This is a genomic window from Deltaproteobacteria bacterium (genome assembly GCA_016177765.1).
Lineage (GTDB): Bacteria > UBA10199 > UBA10199 > JACPAL01 > JACOUP01 > JACOUP01.
Genome location: JACOUP010000008.1, coordinates 1271993 through 1295076, shown reverse-complemented (window position 1 = coordinate 1295076; position 23084 = coordinate 1271993). Strand labels below are relative to the sequence as shown.

Genomic DNA, 23084 nt, shown 5'->3' with positions numbered 1-23084 from the left:
CATACTCGTGACAATTGTTAAAGCCGTGCTTTTCGATTTCGATGGTGTCTTGGCCGACACCATGGAATACAATTATCAGGCTTGGTACGGGGCTTTCAAAAAATACGGAATCTCTTTACAAAGAGAAGATTATTTCCCCTTAGAGGGGGTTCAACTTGATGAAATCGTTAGAATCATAACTACCAAATATGGCATCAGCAACATCGATTCGTCCGACGTTATTCTAACAAAAGAGGCACTTTTTAAAAAAGATTTTAAATTCAACAATTACCCCGGGGTAGTTCCACTGATAACAGCCTTAAAGAGAAGTAGAATACAAATGGCTATTGTCTCTGCTGGAAGCCGTCAGAGATTGTTTGATACCACACCGCATCAGTTTCTCAACATGTTTGATGTCATTGTAACAGGTGACAAGGTAGAGAGGGGAAAGCCGTATCCAGATCCCTATCTAAAAGCGATGCGGGAGCTTTCTATTTTGCCTCACGAATCAATCGTTGTTGAAAATGCCCTTATAGGAATTCAAGCCGCCAAAAGCGCTGGTGCTTTATGTATTGCAATAGCATCAACTCAAGATAAATCTTTCTTAAAAGAGGCTGATTTCATCATCGATCGCTTTTCTGATTTAGCAACTCTTGAAATTATACAAAACCTGATCACCTGATTAAAACCATGTCCGGCGAAAAAAAACTAAAATACAGTTCTGATATAATTATTAGAAAGGCAGAACCATCTCCTCATGATCATATCCTTCTTAACAAAACAATATTTGATAAAAGTCAGCTGTCGAATGATTTTTTTGACTACTCAAAGGGAGTTGTGAGAAAACCATGGGGGTATGAGTATCTTATTTATCAAAATGATACTGTAGCTGTCTGGATCCTGTACATTCAGAAGGATTATCAGACATCTCTTCATGCCCACCTCTCAAAAAAAACCTCAATCACTGTACTCTCTGGGAAGGCTGTTTGTTCAACCGCAGAGGGAGAATACCTCCGTGAGGCTGGTAAGGGAATGGTTTATGGAAATAATGTTTTTCACCGTACAAAATCAATTTCTGATAACGGCACCTTTGTCATGGAAATTGAAACTCCGGTCAACAAAAGAGACTTGGTCAGGGCCGTCGATGACTACGGCAGAGAAAAATTAGGGTATGAGGGGTTAAGCAACCTTTCGATTAATCTACACAATTACAACTATATTTCCTTTATAGACTCCAACATTTACTATAACATAAAGAAGCGATTCGGTCCCTCCGGTATCGAATTACACAAGATCGATTGCCTAGAATCATTTACCAAGCATACCCAGGGAGATTGGGACCTCATCGTTCTTCTCAAAGGGGAAATAACGGATAGGGTGGGTAAGGTTTTGTTGGGTGTTGGTGATTCTATTTCTAGGAAAGAGTTTTTAGGCCAAAAACATCTTATTCAACTTCGAGAACCTATCGAGATTATTATCGTCAAGAAAAGTGATCTTACACTACGACTCTCAGATTTCATAGTTTCCTTCCTGAAGAAAAGGGGGATTAAAAATTTCTTCTTTGTTGTTGATACCATTAATGCCCACCTTGTAGATGCCATTGTACGTGACACAGACCTTCAATCTCTTTGTTGTAGTACGGAAAATACCGCCATGCTGGCCGGTGAAGCTTATACCAAACTCACCGGCAAACTGGCAGTTGTTGTCGTTTCTTCTGGTTCTTCTGCAATGAATACCCTAACAGGACTTGCAAACACATGGATTGACTCCACGCCCCTTCTCATCATATCTGCCCAATCGAGATCAAGTAATCTGGACATGCCCGCAAACCAGAAGATCCGGCAATTAGCCAACAAGGAAATAGATATCGTCAATATAGTGCGCCCTATCACCAAGTACGCTAAAGTTGTTTCGGAGGCATCCTGTATTAAAGAAGACCTTGAGCAGGCTATCACCTCTGCCTTAGAAGGAAGACAGGGGCCTGCATGGCTTGACATCCCAATAGATATCCTTGGAACCAACATAGATGAGTCAGAACTTTCCTCATTAAAGCAAAACAAGTCTGCAATCTACAAATTTTCCAATAACCTGCAAGACAATATAAAAAGGATTCTGGATCTATTACAATCCAGCTCTAGACCTGTGATATTGGCCGGTTACGGCGTTAGGGCAGCGAAAGCAGAACAAGAACTTTACAGACTTATCAGATCTCTTTCGGTCCCTCTTCTCGTAAGTCGGAGAGGAATTGATCTTGTTCCAGAGGATTTCACCAATTATTTTGGATGCCCTGGTACCTATGGACAAAGGTCGGCAAATTTCATCATCCAAAATTGTGATCTTTTAATAACCATTGGGGCTCGCCTATCACTTCCTCTTGTAGGAAGAACCTACAAAGCCTTCGCCCGTAAAGCTTTCAAGATATTAATCGATATTGATCCTGATGAATTGAAGAAACCTACGGTTCACGCTGACCTGCAAATCAATGCTGACGCCAAAGAATTCCTCAATGAGATGGGACAATACTTAAATCAATTGAAAAGTTTTCAGTACGATGCATGGATCTCAAAATGCCAATACTGGAAGAAAAAATACCCCCCTCATCACGATTATAATTTGGCCACAAAAGATTATGAGATTAACCCTTACCATTTTGTTGAGGCCTTGAGTGGTCTTCTCAGCAAAGATGCCATTATAGTAGTTGATGGAGGTTCTACTCTAGATTATGTCATGCAAGCCTTTAAAGTAAAAAAGGGACAAAGAATTATTTCTTCTCCCGGCCTTGAATACCAGGGATTCTCAATTCCTGGAGCACTGGGCGCTAGCCTAGGAAGCGGGAAGGAAATAATCTGTCTCTGTGAAAATAATGGGTTTCAAAAAAATATTGATTCTCTCAAGACAATTTGCGAACTGGAACTTCCTGTTAAAATATTTATTCTTAGCAGCAGAAACAGCAACCATAATGTACAACAACTCCAATCAATATATTTTGGCAAAAGATTTACGGGACTCAATTACAAAAAAGGTAATGATCTCTCTGAATTATTGTTTCTCAACAAAAAACGAAAACTCGTGATGGATTCAATTCAAAAACCAAACCAACTCAAGAGTAAAATTAAAAAACTCTTGGCGCCTGACGGTCCGGCAATCTGTACTGTAGAACTCCCGGATTATTGTGAAACCGTACCCCGAATAACACTCACTGTTAGGCAAGATGGACGATGGATTGCGAAACCTCTAGAAGACATGTATCCTTTCCTCGGCCAACGAGAGTTGAAAAAAAATATGTTCGTTAACCTTCTCGAAGAAGATATGGTTCTAGAATGACAACGAGCTCAGGAAAGAAGACTATTTTTATTTTGTCTGTGACCAGTGATATTGGAACAGCCTTGGCAAAAAGATACTCAGGAGAAGGCCATCGAATTATTGGGACTTATCGCACAGAGAAAAATTTGGAACAGCTTAAAGATATCCCAGGATGCCATTTATACCATTGTGACGTGGGGAATAGGGAAAGCATCGACCAATTGATAAGCGAGTACAAGAAATTAAACTTAGCTTGGGATGTTTTTATCTCCTGTCCCTGCACTCCCTTGCCGCATGTCCCTTTTTTTAAGTGCAACTTTGACGAATGGAGTGAATCGATTCATATCAATGCCATTGAGCAGTTACGGGTGCTTCATCAGTTGTTCCCCATGAAAAAAACAAAAGGGATATGCGATGTTGTCTTTTTTGCAGGCGGCGGGACAAATAATGCCGTAGTTAATTTCTCCGCTTATACCGTTTCCAAAATCATGCTTATTAAAATGTGTGAATTTCTCGATGCAGAAAATGAGGATTTAAACATTTTTATCGTTGGTCCCGGATGGACAAAAACGAAGACTCACTTTATTACCCTGGAACATATGGATAAAACTGACAAAAAGTACCCCCAACTCGTTGAGTTTATGAAAAGTGGTGTCGGAACCAGCATGGATGATATCTACCATTGCATAGAGTGGCTCCGTGAACAGGGAAAAGAGGTCGCGAGTGGCAGGAACTTTTCCATCGTCAATGACCAGTGGAAGGAGGCCTCGAGGGATCAACTCGCCATGGCCTTAAAATCCGATATCAACATGTACAAACTGAGAAGACACGGGAATAATTTTCTTGTGCGCAGCTCTAGCCGGTAACTGCCAACTCACCCCCCTTTTAAACAATGCTTCAGTCTGTTCATGCCATACTTTTACTCAACAAGCTCTTCGTCCTTCAGCTACGCGATAATATTCCAACAATTCCAGCCCCTGGAAAGTGGTCTTTATTTGGCGGCAAAATAAACGCCTATGAAACACCAAGATCTGCTATCGAAAGGGAAATACAAGAGGAGTTGTTAATTACTCCCCCTACCTACCGTTTTTTTTGGTCTACGGAATACTTCTTCAAATTTCAGAAAGTAAGGGGACGTATCTGGTTTTTTATTGCCAACGCTAATTCTGTCTGGTCTGAACACAAGTTAAAGGAAGGACAAATGGTAAAAGCCTTTTCATTTAATGATCTTCCCGTCTCCAAAATGCCTTCAATAATGTTTCGTGCCCTAAAAAGATTCCATCGAAGCTAGAAATATTTTATGAATAAACCTACCCTTTCGGTAACAATCTCTAATTATAACGATGGCAAATACATCAAGAAAAAGCTGGAAAGTCTGTTAAACCAGTCTTACCCTCCCGACGAAATAATCATCATTGATGACGGCTCTACCGATGATAGCGTTTCGATTATAAACGAGCTGGCTCGAGACAACCCCACAATTCACCTCCACAGAAACGACCGTAATGAAGGAGTTATGGAAGCAGCAAAACGTATGTTTAAGCTAACGCGAGGGGATTATATTTACAGCGCCTCCTCCAATGATCTTGTTAAGCCAACTTTTCTTGAAAAATCGATGAATCTTCTCATCAAATACCCTGAAGCAGGTCTTTGTTGTTCTAATTCGGTTACCCTTGATGAATCAACAGGCCTAACGTCTCAAAATGATTTTGGAGTTGAGGCCCCCCGTTATTTCTCGCCGGAAGAGTTAGTCCAACAAATGAAGAAACGCTGGTTCTGGATTGCGGGCCATACTTCTATTATAAAACGTTCGTCTCTTGTCGAGGCAAAAGAATTCAGACCTGAGCTTAAATGGCATGGCGACTGGTTTCTTTTACATGTTATTGCCTTCAGACATGGTATCTGCTACACGCCGGAACTTTTGGCAATCTGGAAGACAAGCTCAAATTCTTACTCAGCACGCCCAAGATCGCGGACCGAAAGACGTTTGGTCTACAAAAAACTTTTTGACCTGATTCTTTCTGAATCCCACAAAGACGTTCGTAAAAACTTTAAGGAGTCTGGAATCCTATCAACGTTTTCCTATTCAGCTCTTAGTGTCGCCCTAAGCCGGATAAGATATCTCAAGCTAACCTCACTCCATTTTTGGAAGGTGTGTCTTCTGGATACGGCTCGGATCATTATCATAGTTATTGTCAAAAAAATTCCAGGGGCTAGATTTTTTTATAGAAAATTTAAAAAATAAGGAAGAAACCCATGAAGTGGAAATTGTTTATCAAGAACCTTACTGAACATTTTGGCTATGCCATCCATAAATCGAGCGGCTTCTACGAAGGTTGTTCTGACACTGGAAGAGAGTATGCCGACAAGGAGGACGTTCTCCCAAGATTTATCCTGAAAAAAGCACCCCCAACACCATGGTCAGGCAATGATACAAGATTCATTGTGGATAATGGAAAAAGTATTCTGGAAGAAACCGTATACTACTCACATCTGACTCTGCTTAAGCTCTGCAAGCATTTTGCCTTCCAATCAGTCCTCGATATGGGAAGCCACGAAAGAAGGATCACGAGGATTTTTCAACATATTGGAAAAGAAGTGACAACCATCGAAATAGCCCCCGGTTACGAAGCCGATTATAAAGAAGATTATTTAAAACAAAAATTTGACAAAAAATTCGATGCGATTTGGTGCAGTCAAATATACGAACACCAGAGAAATCCAGGAATTTTCTTAGACAAGATTTTTGACGATCTGAATAACAATGGGGTCTTGGCACTCACCATTCCTTTTCAGGTGGATCATACCGTCATGTTCGGGCATATCAATATAACTTCTCCTTTGATGCTCATTTATCATCTTGTTTGTGCCGGTTTTGACTGCCAGGAGATCTGCTTAAAATGTTATAACGGAAACATTGGCGTTATTCTTAGAAAGAAATATAACGGAATTAAAAGAAACCAGGCTTTTGGGTCTCTTCCTCTCAGTGATGCCACCCCTGAAAAATCGATTCGCACCTTGGGGGATGAATTTTTCTCAAAAATGGAGGAGTCCTTTCCTCCTCAAGTAAGAAATCAAGTGCGTGGCCACTGGTTGTCGACAAAAACGGTCTCCATCAATTGGGGGGATCCAATTTAATGGCTGAAACTATCTATCTGATTACCTACCATAAGTTTAACCATGGCAATCATACACAGGGAAAGAGACCTGTTGATTCACGGTTCCTGAAGAGCGATAAAAATTATGCTTTTTACCTGATTGACCAAACTTGCCCCCCCCTTCTAGAAGGCAAAAATATCGTCATTGAAAAGACAATAGATCCTGAAATACACGAGGCGGGCGCTGCTCATTTTGGCGAATGGTCTTTTCTTCTCTCGGAAGCAAAGAACAGTTTCTGTCAATACCCCTTTTTCATGATTTCATCCCGTTTTTACGAAAAAAATGGGTGGCTGGTGACTGATCTTAACAAAGAATGGGATCGTCTCTTCGGTTATCTATCCCGATTTGGTTGGGGCTTTTTACCCAGCTATAACCGCCCCCTGCGATGGATTAACTACGAATGGAAACATAATTTTGAGAACGAGGCCTGGAATCATAAATTCTTTCCTTTCACCCAAGAAACATTTCGCCTGGTTGAAGAGTTGTTTCAGGTGAGGATTCCCGAAGATTACCATTACTGCTCTGATCTCTATTGCAATTATATCGGCTTCCAAAGCAGACAACACCTGCTTGACTATGTTAATTTTTACAAGCCCCTGATCGATTATTTCTTTGATGATAGGTGGAATCTCAAAAAAGAGATCTCCCCTCGTTATATGAGACCTACCGGTTCATTCAAAAATGAAAGGCCATTTACCTTTTATCTTGAACTCCTATCCCACCTCTTTTTCTTCAAGAACAAGATCCCCTTTTTCTGCCTTCATTATAACGGCTATTATGAAATCAATGAATCCACAGTTCAAATGAGGCAGTTACTAAACATCCCCGTGCCTCTTTACAAAAGAATCACACGGGGTCTCGGCTGGCGATTTCGAAAATCGATGACTGAAGGCTCTTTGTCTCCATGGAGAGCCCAAGTCGTGAAAAGAATACCCGACCCTTTAAAAAAAATGTACCGACACGGAAAATTTAAACTCAAAACTGCGCTAATTAAAACGGGCCTTCTCAAAGAATTCCCTTGAGTTCTAAAATAGAATTATGAAGAAAAATCTGGTTTATACAATAATCCGCGAAGATATCCTACAATACCCCGTCTGGTTGATGCTTTCTTTTGCGGCCAATCTTATCGGAGCCATTTTTGATGGAGGTTCGTTTGGGATTATCGTGCTCGCTCTCCAGGTTCTTCAATCAGGATCCCTTCCTAATCTGTCCTCCTTGCCTTTATCAAACTTTCCAAGCTTACTGGCTTTGATCAATAATCTTACAGCACCACAATTATTCGGAGGACTTATCCTCCTTGCGGTGAGTTCCCAGATCCTTCGTAGTTTACTCGTATACTCTGGTCAACTAGCAACCTACTATTTAGCAACCAATGTTCAAATCAACGTACAGCATCGGGTTTACAAAAAGATCTTAAGTTTAAGTTTTCCTTGTGTCAGTCGTTACAAGGTGGGGGATCTTATAGAATACGCTACGTCCCCCTCTGTTGCCGTCGGAACGGTCATGGGGGCAGCCAATCAATTCCTCGTTGCCGTTCTGACGATTCTTGCCTCCTTCGTTGTGATGGTGATTCTTTCTCCCCAATTGACTTTCATTGCACTCATTATCTTCGGACCTCTTATGTTTTTGCAAAAATTCTTGATAAAAAAAATAGAGGCTTCTTCAAAGATACTCACCCCGCGAATTGTCGAACTCAGCAAAAAAACAGTGGAGAGCCTGAGCGCCCTTCGTCAAATTCATACCTTTGCGAGACAGGAGATGACCCTAGGCTCCATTTCTGAAGTATTGAGAAGCATGGCCCAAGGAATGAGACATCTCCAGTTCTGGCACTATTCAAGTACTCCAATGAATGAAATTATTACCATTGCGGCTGTTGGTTTGTTTTTAATCATTGGCTCTAGGGCGCTTGGCAATGGATCATTCACGGCTCTTCCAGTCCTTCTTACATTTATAACCGTTGTCTATCGTATGGCGAATCGTCTTCAAGTGGCTATTACCAGTATCGGGACTACGGCCTATAATCTTGGTCCCCTTCTTCGCCTTCAAGAGATTCTCGACCCTCAGGATAAGGAATTTATAAAGAAGGATGGAAAAGAGTTTCAAGGTTTCGAGAACAAGATTGAGTTTAATGACGTTTCCCTACAATACCTGAAGGACAGAAAACATGCCCTTCATCATATTTCCTTAACTATTCCTAAGGGGACAACTATTGCCTTTGTAGGAGCTTCAGGTTCTGGAAAATCATCCCTTGTGGATCTACTCGTCCGTCTTTATGAACCAACATCCGGAAAAATTTATGTCGATGGCATCAACCTTCAGGAGTATAGCCTCACCAGTTGGAGAAAAATCTTGGGTGTTGTAAGCCAAGATATCTTTATTTTTAATGAATCGATCGCTGACAACATCCGTTTTGGTTTAAAGGGAACAACCGACGAAGAGATTATTGAAGCGGCACAGGCTGCACAAATTCATGATCTTATCGATGAACTTCCGGAAGGGTATCAAACGATCGTCGGAGAGAGGGGCTATCGCCTTTCAGGCGGGCAAAGACAACGATTATCCTTGGCCCGTGCCTTGCTCCGAAAACCAGAAATCTTAATCCTTGATGAGGCAACAAGTAGTCTCGACAGTCATTCAGAGCAACTCATACAAAAAGCACTCAACAATCTCAAAAAAAGATGCACTCTGATTGTTGTTGCTCATAGACTGTCTACCATTTCTAATGCCGATAATATTTTTGTTTTGGAAAAAGGACGGTTGATAGAGCAAGGAAACCATTTTGACCTCTTGAAAAAAGGTAAGAAGTATACTCACTACTGGAATCTACAGTTAGGCCTGGATCGCCGGCCTCAACAGGTCACTCCGGAAGAAATAAACAAAATTTCTGAGATTGTGGAATGAACTCTGGAGACTTTGATTGTGAAAGTTAAATTCGGTATTATTGGCTGTTCCAGTGTCGCGAAGCGAAAGACAATCCCCGCGATTCTTCATTCCAATTTTGCAAGCCTGGAAATGGTGGGGAGCCGTAGCCTTGAAAAGGCGAAAGAATGGGGTAAGTCCTTTGGTTGTGCTTCTGGAAGTTACAAAGATGTCTTACAAAATCCTTCCGTAGAAGCCATCTATATTTCCTTGCCAATCCGATTGCATCCGGAGTGGGCTTTACAATCGATCCAGGCGGGAAAACATGTTCTTTGTGAAAAATCGGCAACTGATTCTTTTGCAAGGGCACAAGTCATGGTCCAGGAGGCTAAAAAAAGAAGTTTGCGTTTGATGGAGGCTTTTATGTTCCGCTTTCATCCACAGCATAAAAGAATTCTAGAATGGAAGCGGGAAGGTTTATTTGGTGAAATTTTTTCCTTTGAGGGAAATTATGGATTACAAGCCATAGAGAGAACTGGATTTCGATTCGATCCCTCCTTGGGGGGTGGTTGTTTGAATGATGCAGGTTGTTACATCGTTTGTGCAAGCCGTATGATTTTTGGATCTGTACCGGAAGGAGTCATGGCTTCTTTAAAGTTTGATCTAAAAACTGGTGTTGATTTGCAAGGGAGCTTTTACCTGGTCTATCCTGGTCATCGTACTGCCTTTGGGGGATTCGGTTATGAAAATTGTTTTCGTTCTACCTATCATGTGTGGGGAAATAAGGCTTCTGCTTATTTACAACGAGCCTATGCTCTCAAACCCAATAGTGATTCGATCCTTCACGTCCGCTTTGCCGATGATCGGGAAGAAATTACCACCATCCCCTGGGTAGACCAAAGCCAGTTAATGATCGATGAATTCAGTCAGGTCATCCGTGGAGAAAAGAAAGAAAGCTTTTCTTATGAAGAGGATTTGTTACAACAGTCAAAAGTAATGGAAGCGATCCGTATTTCAGCACGGGAAAACCGGCTTGTCTCTATCAAAGAATTGAATCTTAAACCTTGATTAATTCTTTGCGAAGAACAGGGACCTCACAATCATCCCATTTCTTAGTGAGAAAACTGGCAATGGTACACTCTGTGATCGCCTGAAATGCGTGGGGTGTATTACGAGGGATATAAACACAATCACCACGTCCTAAATAGAGAAATTCCTCAGGGGCACCATCAGACTCTCGAGACACCATAACACCATTGCCAAAGGTGACTAAAATATATTCATCAAATTCGGAATGGTAATGATTCCCACGAACCTTGCCTGGACTGTAATACATAAAGTTCCATTCAACAATCGGCAGGTCTTTTGGATTCCAGGTGAAAATCCCACCACGACCATCGTAGATAGTAGTCAGGTTACACTGCGGTTCCATCTTGACAATTCTCATGCGATAGGGCCTACCAAAGGGATCAAAAGACGTCAACAGAATATCCGTGTACATAAGAAACAAGTTGAAAACAACGATAGATTAGACGCAAAAAAGGAGATCTTGTTATGATGCTTTGCCGCATTTGTGATTCTACTGAACTGGAGTTAGCTATTGATTTAGGACTTCAGCCCTGGTGTCAGAATTTCTTAAAAAAAGAAGAAGTAGGAAAAGAATGTTTTTATCCACTACGGCTTATTTTTTGTCATCACTGCCATACTCCTCAGCTGGACCATACTGTACCAAAGGAAACCATGTTTTGTGGTTATGATTACCTTTCAGGTATTACGCGGACACTCAGTGATCATTTTAGTTCTGTTGCCAGTGAGGTAAACAAACTTTTTTTTCAATCGAAGAAAGAAAAGGCGGCACTGGATATAGGCTCCAATGATGGAACCCAGTTGAAGCATTATAAAGCACTTGGATTTAAGGTGCTGGGGGTCGAACCTTCCCAAAAAATTGCCAAGTTAGCCAACGAGATAGGAATTGAAACAGTCAATCGGTTTTTTAATCAAGAAACAGCTCTCGAGTTAAATCGAAAATTTGATGTCATTAATGCTGCCGGTGTATTTTTTCATCTGGAAGAACTCCATTCGGCAACCGAGGGAATCCGTCACCTCTTAAAAGAAGATGGCATCTTTGTTGTCCAATTTTTGTATATGAAAAATATTGTTGAAAATGGAGCTTTCGATCAAATTTATCACGAGCACTTGCTCTATTATAATTTGGAAAACTTGGGAGTATTATTACACCGCCATGGCTTAGCTCTGTTTGACGCTTATTTTTCTTCCATTCACGGAGGTTCAATCATCGCTTTTGTAGGACATAATGGAAAACGACCTGTTTCAGAAAGGCTTGAAATATTGCAAAAAGCAGAACACGCCAGTGGTGCCAATAAACTTGACACGTATGTTCAGTTAGGACAGCGAATGACGCAAATGAAGGCAGAAAACATCGCCTATTTAAAACAAAAAAAGAAACAGGGAAAAAGAATTTACGGTTTCGGAGCCCCCGCCAAGGGAAACACACTCCTTAACTATTTTGGCATTGGGACCCAATATATTGATTTCTTGGTAGAAAAAAACAAACTTCGAAAAGGACTCTACTCCCCTGGCTCTCATATCCCGATTATTTTGGAGGATGAAGTCACAACACAGCCTGATATCTACTACGTCCTGGCCTGGAATTTCAAAAAAGAAATTTTGGCCAATAATAAGCACCTTATTCAATCGGGCGTTGAATTTTACTTTCCAGTCAATCCCAAAATTTCCTGATGAACATACTGATAACAGGAGCTACCGGTTTTTTAGGCAAGGCGCTCACCAATCAACTGAGGCAAAGGGGAAATGTCCTTACGGTTCTGGGATCCAAAAACTGTGATCTTACCCAGGAAGGATCGCTCAATCAGTTTAAGGACCAGCACTATGATCTTATCTACCATCTCGCCGCCTGGACACAGGCCGGCGACTTTTGCCTTCATCACCCCGGTGAGCAGTGGGTTATTAACCAAAAGATCAATACTCATGTTTTGTCCTGGTGGCATGAGCATCAAAAACAGGCAAAACTGGTCTGTATGGGAACGAGCTGTTCCTATGACCCCAATCTTCCCTTAAAGGAGGAAAATTACCTCGCAGGCCGCCCCATTGAGAGCCTCTTTACCTATGCCATGACCAAAAGGATGCTTTATACGGGCCTTCTATCACTCAACAAGCAGTTTGGTCTTAACTATCTTCATATTGTTCCTTCGACGCTTTACGGCCCCGATTATCATGAGGATGGCCGTCAGATGCACTTTATTTTTGATCTTATCCGAAAAATCATTCGCGGAAAACTGTTGGGAGAGCCGGTTGTTCTTTGGGGAGATGGGGTTCAGTCACGAGAGATTGTTTACCTCAGTGATTTTGTAGAAATTCTACTCACTCTTGCCGAACGATCCAAAAATGAAACAATCAATATTGGTGCTGGCGAGGAATTTACCATTCGGTATTTTGCGGATCTTATCTGCCGTCATGTTGGGTATGATTCAAAAAAGATCCAGTTTGATAAAACAAAATACATCGGTGCTAAATCGAAGTGTCTTGATACCACCAAGTTGAAGCGCTTAATTCCAAACCTTCAACTGATCCCCATGGAAAAGGGGTTGTCTAAAACAATCGACTGGTTTCTTACACGAAAAGAATTATTTGTTTCCTAAGTGACCTCGAATAATTCAGAAACACTCTTAATTGCAGTTGCCCCCTTTTTATTTGATGAAGCAGGGCATGATTTCGCCTATCATAAAAGTGTTGAAAAGGCAGCCGATCATCTTGGGTTAGGTTATCGTGTCTGGCTTCCCTTATCCTGCAACATTGACAACCTTCCCAGGCACTGGGAAAAAATTCTTCCTCCCGAGAAGCTGGATGACAATAGTCCCTATCTGAAAAAAATCTACTTAAGGATCAAAAGAGCTTTTTCCTTTGGACTCCTTTGTTTACCGTATTTCAAACGTATGAAAAAAATGGAAAGCACAATTATATTTCTAGAGTCTTTTTCTTCTTCAATTCTGTTTATTCTTACCTTGATTCTTTTTTTGACAGCCAGGAAAAAAGGGTTGTCACTATGGCTTCTCTACAGATATGAGCCGGCACAGTTGCGCCTTCATGGTCTTCCCTACAAATACCTCAATCAAATACTGAAAAAAATCCTCTCTCCAGAAAAAATAAGGTTGTTAACGGACAGTCACTTGTTAGCGCATTCCCTCTCCGCTTATTTCAATGAGAAAGTAGCGGTGGTTCCCATACCCCATGTTCATCCTGAACTCCCCTCGTTCTCAAAACAAGGTCCTCTTGTTGGCGTCACTTGCTGGTGGCCAGGCAGACCCAGAACTTCAAAGGGTTTAGAGATTATTCAAGCAATCTCAAAAATAGACGGGCCAAAAGCTTTAAACATTAAGCTTGTAGCCGCTCACAACTCATTTTTGTCAGGATCTCCTGATGGGATTAAAATTGAGCTTATTAAGGATACATTAACAGAAAAGGAGTACCTCTATTGGCTCAACGTCTCCGATGTCATTCTTCTCCCTTACGATCCAAAAACTTATAGCCAAGGAACTTCTGGGATTTTTGTTGAGGCAATAAGCGCCGGCAAGCCAACCCTCGTTTCAAATGGGACGTGGATGGCCAGTGAATTGACAAAACATGATCTTGGCGAATTAATTATGAATTGGTACGATAACTTTGCGGGGGGGGAAATAATTTCCAGGATCATCCAGGTTGCCGAAAGCTCTTTTATCAGGGATAAGATTCTGGCCATGCAAAAGGTGTATCAGAAAAATCATGGAGAAGAGGCATTTGCCAGAGCTATCACTCAACTGGCAGAGAAAGGTGTTTATGAACAATAAGAAAACAGGACGGGTCTTGTTAACAGGAGCCGCAGGATTTATAGGAAGTCACTTGGCCAGACGCCTTCTTCACGAAGGCTACGAAGTGGTCGGTATCGATAACCTTGTGACAGGAAGCCTGCAAAACGTGGCTCCACTCAAGAAAGAACCAAAATTCGATTTTTTGCAGAAAGACGTCATACCCGCCTTGAATCTCCCTAGGTCCTTCGACTGGGTCATGCACTTTGCCAGCCCTGCTTCTCCTCCCAAGTATCTGGACAGGCCTGTTGAAACCCTGCGGGTGAATGGCGAGGGGACTTTTCACCTTTTGGAATCTGCTAAAAAAATGGGGGCTCGCTTTTTTCTGGCCAGCACAAGTGAGATCTATGGTGATCCGGAAATACACCCGCAACCAGAATCATACAAAGGAAATGTAAGTTCAACAGGGCCCCGATCCGTTTATGATGAGGGGAAACGATACGCCGAGGCGCTGGTCATGGCCTACCATCGTTACCACAAGGTTTCCACAAGGCTGATACGGATCTTTAATACCTACGGTCCCTCCATGGACGCTAACGATGGACGGGTTGTCACCAATTTCATCAATCAGGCACTCCAAGGGGAACCCTTGACGGTTTATGGGAGTGGAAAGCAGACACGGAGCCTGCAATATATTGATGACCTGATCGAAGGGATCATACGCCTCATGGCCAAGGAATATCATGACCCCGTCAATCTGGGGAACCCCGATGAATATACGGTTCTTGAACTAGCTAATATTGTTAAGGAATTAACGAAAAGCCGTTCTCGGGTTGTCTTTTCTACTCTTCCCCAGGATGACCCCAAGAGACGCCAGCCGGACATTCGCTTGGCAAAACAGCTCTTGGGTTGGGAACCAAAGATCCCCCTCCGTCAGGGACTGCTTCAAACTATTGATTATTTTAGGGAAAAGGACCGTTAAAAGCTCTTGCCTTAAAAATCTTGAACCGATATCAACAGGGGCCGAGGATTTAACAGCCATCATGAAAGTCGTTGAGACCGCTATTCCAGAAGTAAAAATCTTTGTTCCTAAGAAATTTGCGGACCACCGTGGTTTTTTCTCAGAAACCTATAACAAGAAGGTGTTTGAGAATTGGGGAGTCCGTCTTGATTTTATTCAAGACAACCACTCATTATCAGCAGAAAAAGGGACTATTCGTGGCCTCCATTTTCAAACCCCTCCTTTTGCATTGGATAAACTCATTCGAGTCATTAAAGGATCCATATTCGATGTTGCTGTCGATATACGTAAAAACTCTCCCACCTTTGGAAAACATGTCTCAATGGTTCTGAGTGCCGATCAAGGGAATCAGGCCCTCATCCCGATTGGTTTTGCCCACGGTTTTTGCACTTTGGAACCGAGCACTGAAGTTATCTATAAAGTCACCAATTATTATTCTCCCACTCATGACAAAGGACTTTTGTGGAATGATCCGGATCTGGCCATTGAGTGGCCTGTCACCGGAAAAGAAGCGGTTCTTTCGGATAAGGACAAGGTTCATCCTCGCTTGCGGAATCTCAAGGATCTTTTTGAATACAAACCAAGAGATTAATCTATGGAACGAGTTTTAGTTACCGGAGCCGGCGGCTATATCGGAACAACCCTTGTTCCGCTTCTTCTGGAAGAAGGGTATCGGGTTCGCGCACTGGACCGGTATTTCTTTGGGAACAACCTCCTGCCAAAAGAGGAGCGAATCGAGGTCATCAGAGAAGATAGTCGAAAAATAACGGAAAAAACCTTAGAGGGTGTGGACTGTGTTATTGATCTGGTGGCTCTCTCGAATGACCCAAGCGGGGAGCTTTTTCAAAAAGCGACCATGCAGGTGAATTATGAATCCCGCGTCCATACAGCACAACTGGCAAAGAAAATGGGGGTTAAACGCTATATCCTCCCCTCTTCCTGTAGCCTCTACGGCTTCCAAAAAGAGGGGGTTATTGCCAGTGAGGAAAGCCCCACCAATCCACTCACTACCTACGCCAAGGCCAACGAGAAGGCAGAACGAGGCATTTTGCCTCTCGCTGATAACAAGTTTTGTGTCACTGTCTTGAGACAAGCCACTGTTTATGGTTATTCCCCACGGATGCGCTTTGATTTGGCTGTCAACGGTATGACCTACGGAGCTTGGAAAACCGGCAAATTACCCCTCATGAGGGATGGCAAACAATGGCGCCCGATGGTCCACGTCAAGGACACAACAAAAGCTATGTACCTCATGCTTCAATCGGAGCCCTCTCTCATCAATGGACAGATTTTCAACGTCGGCTCGGAAGAAAACAACTATCAAATAGGCCAACTAGCCGAAATTGTTGCGGCAATGCTCCCAAAACCGGTACAGATCGAATGGTACGGAGACCCGGATCATCGTTCCTACCGAGTTTCCTTCAAGAAAATTGAAAAACTGGGTTTCAAGGCCTGTTACACAGCCAAGGAGGGGGCCTTGGAAATCTATCGTGCCCTCGAAGAAGGGAAACTTGATAAAACAACACAGACACTGACCCTGAACTGGTATCAGGACCTGGTCAAGTGGCACCGAATCATTAAAGAGGTGGAGATGTACGGGGGCATCATCGACATCCAATGAAAATACTTCTTCTTGGTGCCAATGGACAACTGGGAACTGACATCCGAAAGGTCTTTGAAGCCTCCGGCCGGAACCTTGAATTGCTCCCTGTTACGCGCAAGGATCTGGACGTTTCAAAAACTAATACGATCCGCCCCTTTCTGGAAAAAGTCGGTTTTCAGGCCCTCATCAATTGCACCAGCTATCATAAAACGGATGAACTCGAGAGTCATGCCATGGAGGCGTTCACGATCAACGCCCACGCCGTCAAAGAGATGGCCGAGTCCTGTGAACAGAAAAAAGCCCGTTTCATCCATATTAGCACCGATTACGTCTTTGATGGTTTGTCGACACGCCCCTACGTTGAAACAGACCCCACGGCGCCCTTGAACATCTATGGTTCTTCGAAGGGGATGGGAGAGCAACTGGCATTGCATTATTGTCCACAAACTTTCATCCTCCGTGTGGCCTCCCTGTTTGGAACTGCAGGATCCAGCGGAAAAGGAGGCAACTTTGTCGAAACAATGATCCGCATCGGCAAAGAAAAGAAAGAATTGGATGTGGTCAATGACATCACCATGTCTCCCACCGCAACTGCTGAGGTCGCTAAAATGATCTCTTCTCTGCTTGAAAAGGAGGCGTCACCTGGAATTTACCATGCCGTCAATTCAGGACAGGCCACTTGGTATGAGTTTGCTAAACAGATCATCAAAAAGGCTGGAATCCGTGCCACTGTAAAACCGTCAACAAGTACAACAAGCAGGGGTGATTCCTCCAAGGAATACCCGACAAAGGCCCTCAGACCGAAATATAGTGTGTTAAACAATTCTAAAGTAGCCTCTTGCGTGGGAACCATCCCCCACTGGTCTGAATCACTGGACCTCTACCTCAGAGAGAGGGGAGCTCTCCGATGAAAGGGATCATTCTGGCGGGAGGCCACGGGAGCCGGCTGTATCCGATGACCCATGCGATCTCAAAACAACTCCTTCCAGTTTACGACAAGCCGATGGTCTATTATCCCCTCTCGACACTCATGTTGACCAGGATCCGGGAAATCTTGGTCATTAGCACTCCCCAGGATCTTCCGCATTATAAGCAACTCCTGAGGGATGGGAGTCAGTGGGGCCTGAATCTTGCCTATGCGGAACAATCGGCACCGGATGGTATTGCCAAGGCCTTTATCATCGGGGAAGATTTCATCAAAAATGACGGTTGCGCGCTTGTTCTTGGGGACAATATCTTTTTTGGTCATGGCTTGCCGGAACACCTTCAAAAGGCCGCCTCACGCAAGGAAGGAGCCACCGTTTTTGCCTATTGGGTTAAAGACCCGGAGCGTTATGGCGTCATCGAATTTAACAAGGACAAGCAGGCCTTGCGTATTGAGGAAAAACCGGTCCTTCCGAAATCAAACTACGCTGTTACAGGACTCTATTTTTATGATAACCGCGTGGTTGATATCGCCAAGGGCCTTAGACCTTCAGCTCGCGGCGAACTCGAAATCACCGATGTCAATAACCACTATTTAAGGGATAAAAAGCTTCAAGTCGAAACCCTGGGGCGCGGTTATGCCTGGCTGGATACGGGAACGGCCGAGTCTCTTCTTCAGGCCTCCAATTTTATCCAGACCATCGAACAACGGCAGGGTCTTAAAATAGCCTGCCTGGAAGAAATAGCCTATCGTATGAATTTCATCAACGCCGATCAGGTGGAACGTTTGGCAGAGAGCCTCAAAAAAACCCAGTATGGCAAGTATCTTTATCAAATGATAAAAACAGGAAACCAGGGAATGCTATGAATATTACAATCATCGGTACAGGCTATGTCGGATTAACGACAGGGGTCGTCTTCAATTTTCTTGGCCACAAAGTGACCTGTCTTGATATTGATGAAAAGAAGATTGAAAAGCTAAAAAAGGCCTCTCTCCCCTTCTACGAACCTGGACTTAAACAAATGTTGTCATTGACATCCAAAAAGATTCACTTCACGACAGAACCTAAAGAGGCCGTTGCCGACGCCGATGCCATTTTTATCACTGTGGGTACCCCTAGCCTTTCGGATGGGAGTCCTGACCTCAGCTTTGTTCGTGAGGCGGCTCGAACCATCGGGAAATATCTGAATAGCCGAACCGTGGTCGTTAACAAGTCGACCGTGCCAATAGGGAGCGGCAATTGGGTCGAGGCCCTCATCTCTGAGGCATTGTCAGAAAACGGGACCAAGCATTCGTTTGCCGTGGCCTCCAATCCTGAATTTCTCCGAGAGGGGGCGGCCCTGCACGACGCCCTTTACCCGGACAGGGTTGTTGTTGGTTCAGACAATGGTCAGGCCCTTGAAACACTGTATGCCCTCTACAAACCTGTTCTTGAACAGACATTCACAGCTCCCAATTTTTTACCTCGACCCGAAGGATTAAGTGCTATTCCCTTTATTACAACAAATCTCGCTTCGGCAGAGCTTATAAAATATGCGGCTAACTCATTTCTGGCGCTGAAAATAAGCTTTATTAATGAAATTGGTGAATTGGCGGAGCGGGTCGGCGCCAATATCACTGAGATCGCCAAGGCTATTGGACTTGATAAGAGAATCGGGGCCCGATTTCTTCAGGCCGGGATCGGATGGGGTGGGTCCTGTTTTGGCAAGGATACTGCCGCACTGGAGGCCACAGCACGTGAGTACGGCATTCCGATGCATACGATAAGGGCCTCCCGCGAGATCAACAACCGTCAAAGGGAACGGGTCGTTGAAAAACTGCTTCACGAACTGAAAATTCTCAAGGGAAAAACGATCGGTATTCTTGGGCTCGCTTTTAAACCACAAACCGATGACCTGCGCGAATCAGCCGCACTCGATATCGCCAAGCGTCTTATCGAAAGAGGTGTGACCCTCAGGGTCCACGACCCTGTCGCTATGGATTGTGCCCGTGAACAGTACCCCGATCTTAATCTTTCGTTTCAAACCGAGGCTGAAGAGGTCGCACAAAATGCTGATGCCATTATCTTAGCTACGGAGTGGCCTGAATATCGTGATTTGAACTGGGAAAATATCTCAAAAAAGATGCGGCAACCTCTCTTACTGGATGGTCGTAACTTCCTCGACAAAGAACGCCTTATCAGGGCAGGATTTCGCTACCTCGGCATCGGGAGATAAGAAGTAATCCAAGCCTAGACTCAAAGAATCCTCTTAGGATTAGCTCCCGATTACAAGAATGATCAAGGTGATCCAGACCCGATTTTTTAAGAACTTAATGACCCTTCAAGGGATCAACGTACTTCTGTATCTCTTTCCCCTCTTCGTCATCCCCTATTTGGTGCGTGTTTTAGGACCGGACGGATGGGGGTTTATCGCCTTTTCCCAATCGTTCGCCATGTATATCGCCCTCATCGTCGAATACGGATTCAATTATTCGGGGACCCGTGAAGTGGCCCAGTATCGTGAAAACCCTGTTGCCCGATCAGAAACCTTGGCGGGAATCTTGGGGGCCAAAATGGGGATCAGCGCCCTCGCCCTTCTCCTCTCTCCCCTTTTCCTGCTCATCCCTTCCTTTGGGGCAGATCCTCTTTACCTGTGGGGGGCGCTATTTCTGGCCATTGCCCATCCTTTTAACATGATCTGGTATTATCAAGGATTGGAACAACTCAGAGCAGTTGCCATTTTTGAAATCAGTAGTCGGATGATCGCCCTTGGTGGCATTTTTATGTTCGTGCGAGTCAAAGAAGATGCCTGGAAGGTTCTTGTTATTCAGGCAACCATGGCCCTCATCTCCGCAGTCTCAACAACAGTTTTGGCTTACCAAAAAATGCCCTTCCGGGTTCCTTCCCTGGGCCAAATTGTTCAATCATACAAAATGGGCTGGGCCCTCTTTATTTATCGAGGGGCGGTCAGTCTCTACACCGTCGGCAATGCTTTTGTCTTGGGGCTTTTCGTCCCACTTCAGTTTGTTGGTTATTATGCGGGGGCTGAAAAAATCTGTAGGGCTGGAATTGGGCTTCTGAGTCCGATCAGTCAGATCTTTTTTACCCGTTTAAGCCACCTTGTTTCCATTGCTTCAGAAAAAGCCTCTAAAATGAGCCATTACGGAATGCTTTTGATGGGTTCCAGCGGGCTTCTGATGGGAGCTTTCTTGTTCCTCGCAGCGCCTGTCATCATCCCCATCGCGCTCGGCAAACAATTTGGCCCTGCCGTCCAGGTTCTTCAAATCCTGGCCCTCCTTCCCCCTCTGACTGCCTTGAGTGATGTAATGGGGATTCAATGGATGATTCCACTACACCTCGAGAACGTATTTAACAAAATCATCCTTTCTGCCGGCCTTTTAAACCTGGCACTTGTTGTTATTTTGACTCCTCGCTTTGCCCATCTGGGGATGGCCTGGGCCGTTGTCATTTCTGAATTGATGGTAACCTCCTCGCTGGCCCTTTATTTCAAGAAAAGGGGGTTTAATCCCTTCAGCTTGGCCTCCCCTATTAAAATTTGACATAACCTGGTAATTAAGAATAGCCTCTGAAACCTATGAAAACTGTCATCCTTGCAGGGGGTTATGGAACACGCCTTAGCGAAGAAACCTCGCTTAAACCAAAACCGATGATCGAAATCGGTGGAAAGCCGATTTTGTGGCATATCATGAAGATCTACTCTGCTTATGGCCTTCATGACTTTGTTATTTGCTGTGGCTACAAGGGTTACATGATTAAGGAATACTTCGCGAACTATTTCCTGCACACGTCCGACGTCACGTTTGACTTGTCAAACAACAAAGTGAATATCCACCAGAACAATGCCGAACCCTGGCATGTCACCCTCGTTGATACGGGTGAGGAAACGATGACCGGAGGACGCCTCAAACGAGTTAAGGACTATCTCAAAGATGAAGATTTCTGCTTTACCTATGGAGATGGGGTTGCCAATGTCAGCATCAAGGAGCTTATCAATTTCCACCGAAGCCAAAAAGTGTTGGCAACCGTCACTGCCATTACGCCTCCGGGTCGTTTCGGTTCGCTAAATCTGGAAAAAGAAAAAGTGACCGGTTTTACTGAAAAGCCGCGGGGAGACGGCGGATGGATCAATGGAGGCTTCTTTGTCCTTTCTCCCAAGGTCATTGACTACATCGATGGGGATCAAACAACATGGGAGAAAACCCCCATGGAACGACTCGCCAATGAAAAACAGCTGGCAGGCTACAAGCACACCGGCTTCTGGCAGATGATGGATACCATGCGTGACAAAAAACTCCTTGAAGACCTCTGGGATACTGGAGATGCCCCCTGGAAGGTCTGGAAATGAGCCCTTCATTCTGGAAAGGGAAAAAGGTCTTCCTCACAGGCCATACCGGCTTTAAAGGGAGTTGGCTCTCGCTGTGGCTACAAAGATTAGGGGCCAATCTTACCGGTTATTCTCTTCAACCCCCGAGCGATCCCAGCTTATTTGAGGTGGCTCAAATCTCCAGTGGGATGGTTTCATTGGAGGGAGATGTGCGAGATTTGGATCGTCTCATGAAGACCCTCACGGAGAAAAAACCTGAGATCGTTATCCATATGGCCGCCCAGTCGCTAGTGCGTCTTTCTTACACTCACCCGGTTGAAACTTATGCTACCAACGTCATGGGCACCATTAATATTCTTGAAGCTGTCCGACACTGCAAAGAAACAAAGGTCGTTCTCGTCGTCACCAGCGATAAGTGCTATGAAAACAAGGAACGCCCACAAGGGTATCAGGAAGATGAACCGATGGGCGGTCACGACCCTTATTCCAATAGCAAGGGGTGTGCCGAACTTGTCACAGCGGCCTACCGCAATTCCTTTTTTGGTGAGGGTCCGTCCCATCAGAAAACAGCGATCGCCAGTGCTAGGGCCGGCAATGTCCTTGGGGGAGGTGATTGGGGGAAAGATCGTCTGATTCCAGATATACTCACATCCTTCATGCAACAAAAACAGGCTTTCATCCGGAGCCCGGAGGCTATTCGTCCCTGGCAATACGTTCTTGATCTTCTCAATGGTTATACGACGCTTATCGAGCGATTGTGGGAGGGCGGAAAAAAGTATACCCAGGGATGGAATTTTGGTCCTGATGATGAAGGCGTCTGGCCTGTCAAGAAGATAGCCACAGCCCTGACTAACCTTTGGGGCCAAAAAGCCCAGTGGGAGTTTGACAAAACGCCCCATCCCCATGAAGCAACACTCCTTAAGTTAGATTCCTCCAAGGCAAGACAACAACTCGGCTGGTTGCCTAAGCTCCCGCTCGCAACCGCTTTGGAATGGACCGTTGAATGGTACCGAGCTTTCAAGGAAAACAAACCGATGAGGCAGGTCACCGAAGAGCAGATTGAACGTTTTCAACTCCTCTCCTAAGA

The 23084-nt window shown here is 44.1% G+C and carries 22 protein-coding genes; 21 read left to right on the top strand and 1 reads right to left on the bottom strand.

What is annotated here, in order from left to right; translation table 11 throughout:
- Positions 1-7: 7 nt before the first annotated feature.
- Genes HYS22_08780 through HYS22_08740 form a run of 9 tightly spaced genes read left to right on the top strand, consistent with a single transcriptional unit; the run spans position 8 to position 10368 of the window.
- Positions 8-661 carry an HAD family phosphatase gene (locus HYS22_08780; GenBank protein MBI1910247.1) on the top strand — a complete coding sequence of 218 codons (654 nt, stop codon included), beginning with the start codon at positions 8-10 and terminating at the stop codon, positions 659-661.
- An 8-nt stretch (positions 662-669) separates the two neighbouring features.
- A complete protein-coding gene (locus HYS22_08775; GenBank protein MBI1910246.1) occupies positions 670-3303 on the top strand; it encodes a thiamine pyrophosphate-binding protein in 2634 nt (877 codons plus the stop codon).
- Positions 3304-3335: 32 nt separating this feature from the next.
- A complete protein-coding gene (locus HYS22_08770; protein ID MBI1910245.1) occupies positions 3336-4148 on the top strand; it encodes an SDR family oxidoreductase in 813 nt (270 codons plus the stop codon).
- 26 nt (positions 4149-4174) lie between these two features.
- Positions 4175-4573, top strand: coding sequence for an NUDIX domain-containing protein (locus tag HYS22_08765; protein MBI1910244.1), 399 nt, complete (start codon positions 4175-4177; stop codon positions 4571-4573).
- A gap of 9 nt (positions 4574-4582) precedes the next feature.
- Complete coding sequence (locus HYS22_08760) at positions 4583-5527, top strand: glycosyltransferase (GenBank protein ID MBI1910243.1); 945 nt, start codon at positions 4583-4585, stop codon at positions 5525-5527.
- An 11-nt stretch (positions 5528-5538) separates the two neighbouring features.
- The gene (locus tag HYS22_08755; protein ID MBI1910242.1) at positions 5539-6420 is read left to right on the top strand and encodes a methyltransferase domain-containing protein; all 882 of its coding nucleotides are present in this window, start codon (positions 5539-5541) and stop codon (positions 6418-6420) included.
- Positions 6420-7463, top strand: coding sequence for a hypothetical protein (locus HYS22_08750; protein MBI1910241.1), 1044 nt, complete (start codon positions 6420-6422; stop codon positions 7461-7463). Before HYS22_08755 ends, HYS22_08750 begins: the two co-directional genes overlap by 1 nt.
- A 16-nt stretch (positions 7464-7479) precedes the next feature.
- The gene (locus HYS22_08745) at positions 7480-9342 is read left to right on the top strand and encodes an ABC transporter ATP-binding protein (GenBank protein ID MBI1910240.1); all 1863 of its coding nucleotides are present in this window, start codon (positions 7480-7482) and stop codon (positions 9340-9342) included.
- Positions 9343-9360: 18 nt separating this feature from the next.
- Positions 9361-10368 (top strand): Gfo/Idh/MocA family oxidoreductase, encoded by a 1008-nt coding sequence (locus tag HYS22_08740; GenBank protein ID MBI1910239.1) that lies wholly within the window; start codon positions 9361-9363, stop codon positions 10366-10368.
- On the opposite strand, the gene HYS22_08735 is transcribed toward HYS22_08740, so the two are convergent.
- Entirely contained in the window at positions 10358-10747 is a 390-nt protein-coding gene (locus HYS22_08735; protein MBI1910238.1) for a cupin domain-containing protein, read from the bottom strand. The genes HYS22_08740 and HYS22_08735 overlap by 11 nt on opposite strands.
- Positions 10748-10857: 110 nt before the next feature.
- On the opposite strand from HYS22_08735, the gene HYS22_08730 reads away from it, so the two are divergent.
- The 12 genes from HYS22_08730 (at position 10858) to rfbG (ending at position 23082) form a co-directional block, all read left to right on the top strand.
- Positions 10858-12060 carry a class I SAM-dependent methyltransferase gene (locus tag HYS22_08730; GenBank protein ID MBI1910237.1) on the top strand — a complete coding sequence of 401 codons (1203 nt, stop codon included), beginning with the start codon at positions 10858-10860 and terminating at the stop codon, positions 12058-12060.
- The gene (locus tag HYS22_08725; protein ID MBI1910236.1) at positions 12060-12980 is read left to right on the top strand and encodes an NAD-dependent epimerase/dehydratase family protein; all 921 of its coding nucleotides are present in this window, start codon (positions 12060-12062) and stop codon (positions 12978-12980) included. The genes HYS22_08730 and HYS22_08725 overlap by 1 nt, the downstream gene beginning before the upstream one ends.
- A complete protein-coding gene (locus HYS22_08720) occupies positions 12981-14165 on the top strand; it encodes a glycosyltransferase (GenBank protein ID MBI1910235.1) in 1185 nt (394 codons plus the stop codon). It abuts the gene before it with no gap.
- On the top strand, positions 14155-15105 hold the full coding sequence (locus HYS22_08715; GenBank protein ID MBI1910234.1) for an SDR family oxidoreductase: 951 nt from the start codon (positions 14155-14157) through the stop codon (positions 15103-15105). Before HYS22_08720 ends, HYS22_08715 begins: the two co-directional genes overlap by 11 nt.
- 61 nt (positions 15106-15166) lie before the next feature.
- Entirely contained in the window at positions 15167-15736 is a 570-nt protein-coding gene (gene rfbC, locus HYS22_08710; GenBank protein MBI1910233.1) for a dTDP-4-dehydrorhamnose 3,5-epimerase, read from the top strand.
- A gap of 3 nt (positions 15737-15739) precedes the next feature.
- Complete coding sequence (locus HYS22_08705; protein MBI1910232.1) at positions 15740-16765, top strand: SDR family oxidoreductase; 1026 nt, start codon at positions 15740-15742, stop codon at positions 16763-16765.
- Positions 16762-17658: a dTDP-4-dehydrorhamnose reductase gene (rfbD, locus tag HYS22_08700; protein MBI1910231.1), complete on the top strand. Its 897-nt coding sequence runs from the start codon at positions 16762-16764 to the stop codon at positions 17656-17658. Before HYS22_08705 ends, rfbD begins: the two co-directional genes overlap by 4 nt.
- Positions 17655-18539 (top strand): glucose-1-phosphate thymidylyltransferase RfbA, encoded by an 885-nt coding sequence (rfbA, locus tag HYS22_08695; GenBank protein MBI1910230.1) that lies wholly within the window; start codon positions 17655-17657, stop codon positions 18537-18539. Before rfbD ends, rfbA begins: the two co-directional genes overlap by 4 nt.
- Entirely contained in the window at positions 18536-19888 is a 1353-nt protein-coding gene (locus HYS22_08690) for a UDP-glucose/GDP-mannose dehydrogenase family protein (GenBank protein MBI1910229.1), read from the top strand. Before rfbA ends, HYS22_08690 begins: the two co-directional genes overlap by 4 nt.
- A gap of 58 nt (positions 19889-19946) precedes the next feature.
- Positions 19947-21212 (top strand): oligosaccharide flippase family protein, encoded by a 1266-nt coding sequence (locus HYS22_08685; protein ID MBI1910228.1) that lies wholly within the window; start codon positions 19947-19949, stop codon positions 21210-21212.
- Between the two features lie 35 nt (positions 21213-21247).
- On the top strand, positions 21248-22018 hold the full coding sequence (gene rfbF, locus HYS22_08680; GenBank protein MBI1910227.1) for a glucose-1-phosphate cytidylyltransferase: 771 nt from the start codon (positions 21248-21250) through the stop codon (positions 22016-22018).
- Positions 22015-23082, top strand: coding sequence for a CDP-glucose 4,6-dehydratase (gene rfbG, locus HYS22_08675; protein ID MBI1910226.1), 1068 nt, complete (start codon positions 22015-22017; stop codon positions 23080-23082). Before rfbF ends, rfbG begins: the two co-directional genes overlap by 4 nt.
- Positions 23083-23084: the final 2 nt, after the last annotated feature.

What these genes read in the sequence shown, in the direction of transcription:
- rfbF (MBI1910227.1), top strand. Translation starts at nt 21,248, where the DNA reads ATGAAAACTGTCATCCTTGCAGGGGGTTATGGAACACGCCTTAGCGAA.
- HYS22_08775 (MBI1910246.1), top strand. Translation starts at nt 670, where the DNA reads ATGTCCGGCGAAAAAAAACTAAAATACAGTTCTGATATAATTATTAGA.
- HYS22_08755 (MBI1910242.1), top strand. Translation starts at nt 5,539, where the DNA reads ATGAAGTGGAAATTGTTTATCAAGAACCTTACTGAACATTTTGGCTAT.
- HYS22_08735 (MBI1910238.1), bottom strand. Translation starts at nt 10,747, where the DNA reads ATGAGAATTGTCAAGATGGAACCGCAGTGTAACCTGACTACTATCTAC.
- rfbA (MBI1910230.1), top strand. Translation starts at nt 17,655, where the DNA reads ATGAAAGGGATCATTCTGGCGGGAGGCCACGGGAGCCGGCTGTATCCG.
- rfbG (MBI1910226.1), top strand. Translation starts at nt 22,015, where the DNA reads ATGAGCCCTTCATTCTGGAAAGGGAAAAAGGTCTTCCTCACAGGCCAT.
- HYS22_08690 (MBI1910229.1), top strand. Translation starts at nt 18,536, where the DNA reads ATGAATATTACAATCATCGGTACAGGCTATGTCGGATTAACGACAGGG.
- HYS22_08760 (MBI1910243.1), top strand. Translation starts at nt 4,583, where the DNA reads ATGAATAAACCTACCCTTTCGGTAACAATCTCTAATTATAACGATGGC.
- HYS22_08715 (MBI1910234.1), top strand. Translation starts at nt 14,155, where the DNA reads ATGAACAATAAGAAAACAGGACGGGTCTTGTTAACAGGAGCCGCAGGA.
- HYS22_08745 (MBI1910240.1), top strand. Translation starts at nt 7,480, where the DNA reads ATGAAGAAAAATCTGGTTTATACAATAATCCGCGAAGATATCCTACAA.
- rfbC (MBI1910233.1), top strand. Translation starts at nt 15,167, where the DNA reads ATGAAAGTCGTTGAGACCGCTATTCCAGAAGTAAAAATCTTTGTTCCT.
- HYS22_08685 (MBI1910228.1), top strand. Translation starts at nt 19,947, where the DNA reads ATGATCAAGGTGATCCAGACCCGATTTTTTAAGAACTTAATGACCCTT.
- HYS22_08765 (MBI1910244.1), top strand. Translation starts at nt 4,175, where the DNA reads ATGCTTCAGTCTGTTCATGCCATACTTTTACTCAACAAGCTCTTCGTC.
- HYS22_08725 (MBI1910236.1), top strand. Translation starts at nt 12,060, where the DNA reads ATGAACATACTGATAACAGGAGCTACCGGTTTTTTAGGCAAGGCGCTC.
- rfbD (MBI1910231.1), top strand. Translation starts at nt 16,762, where the DNA reads ATGAAAATACTTCTTCTTGGTGCCAATGGACAACTGGGAACTGACATC.
- HYS22_08730 (MBI1910237.1), top strand. Translation starts at nt 10,858, where the DNA reads ATGCTTTGCCGCATTTGTGATTCTACTGAACTGGAGTTAGCTATTGAT.
- HYS22_08705 (MBI1910232.1), top strand. Translation starts at nt 15,740, where the DNA reads ATGGAACGAGTTTTAGTTACCGGAGCCGGCGGCTATATCGGAACAACC.
- HYS22_08750 (MBI1910241.1), top strand. Translation starts at nt 6,420, where the DNA reads ATGGCTGAAACTATCTATCTGATTACCTACCATAAGTTTAACCATGGC.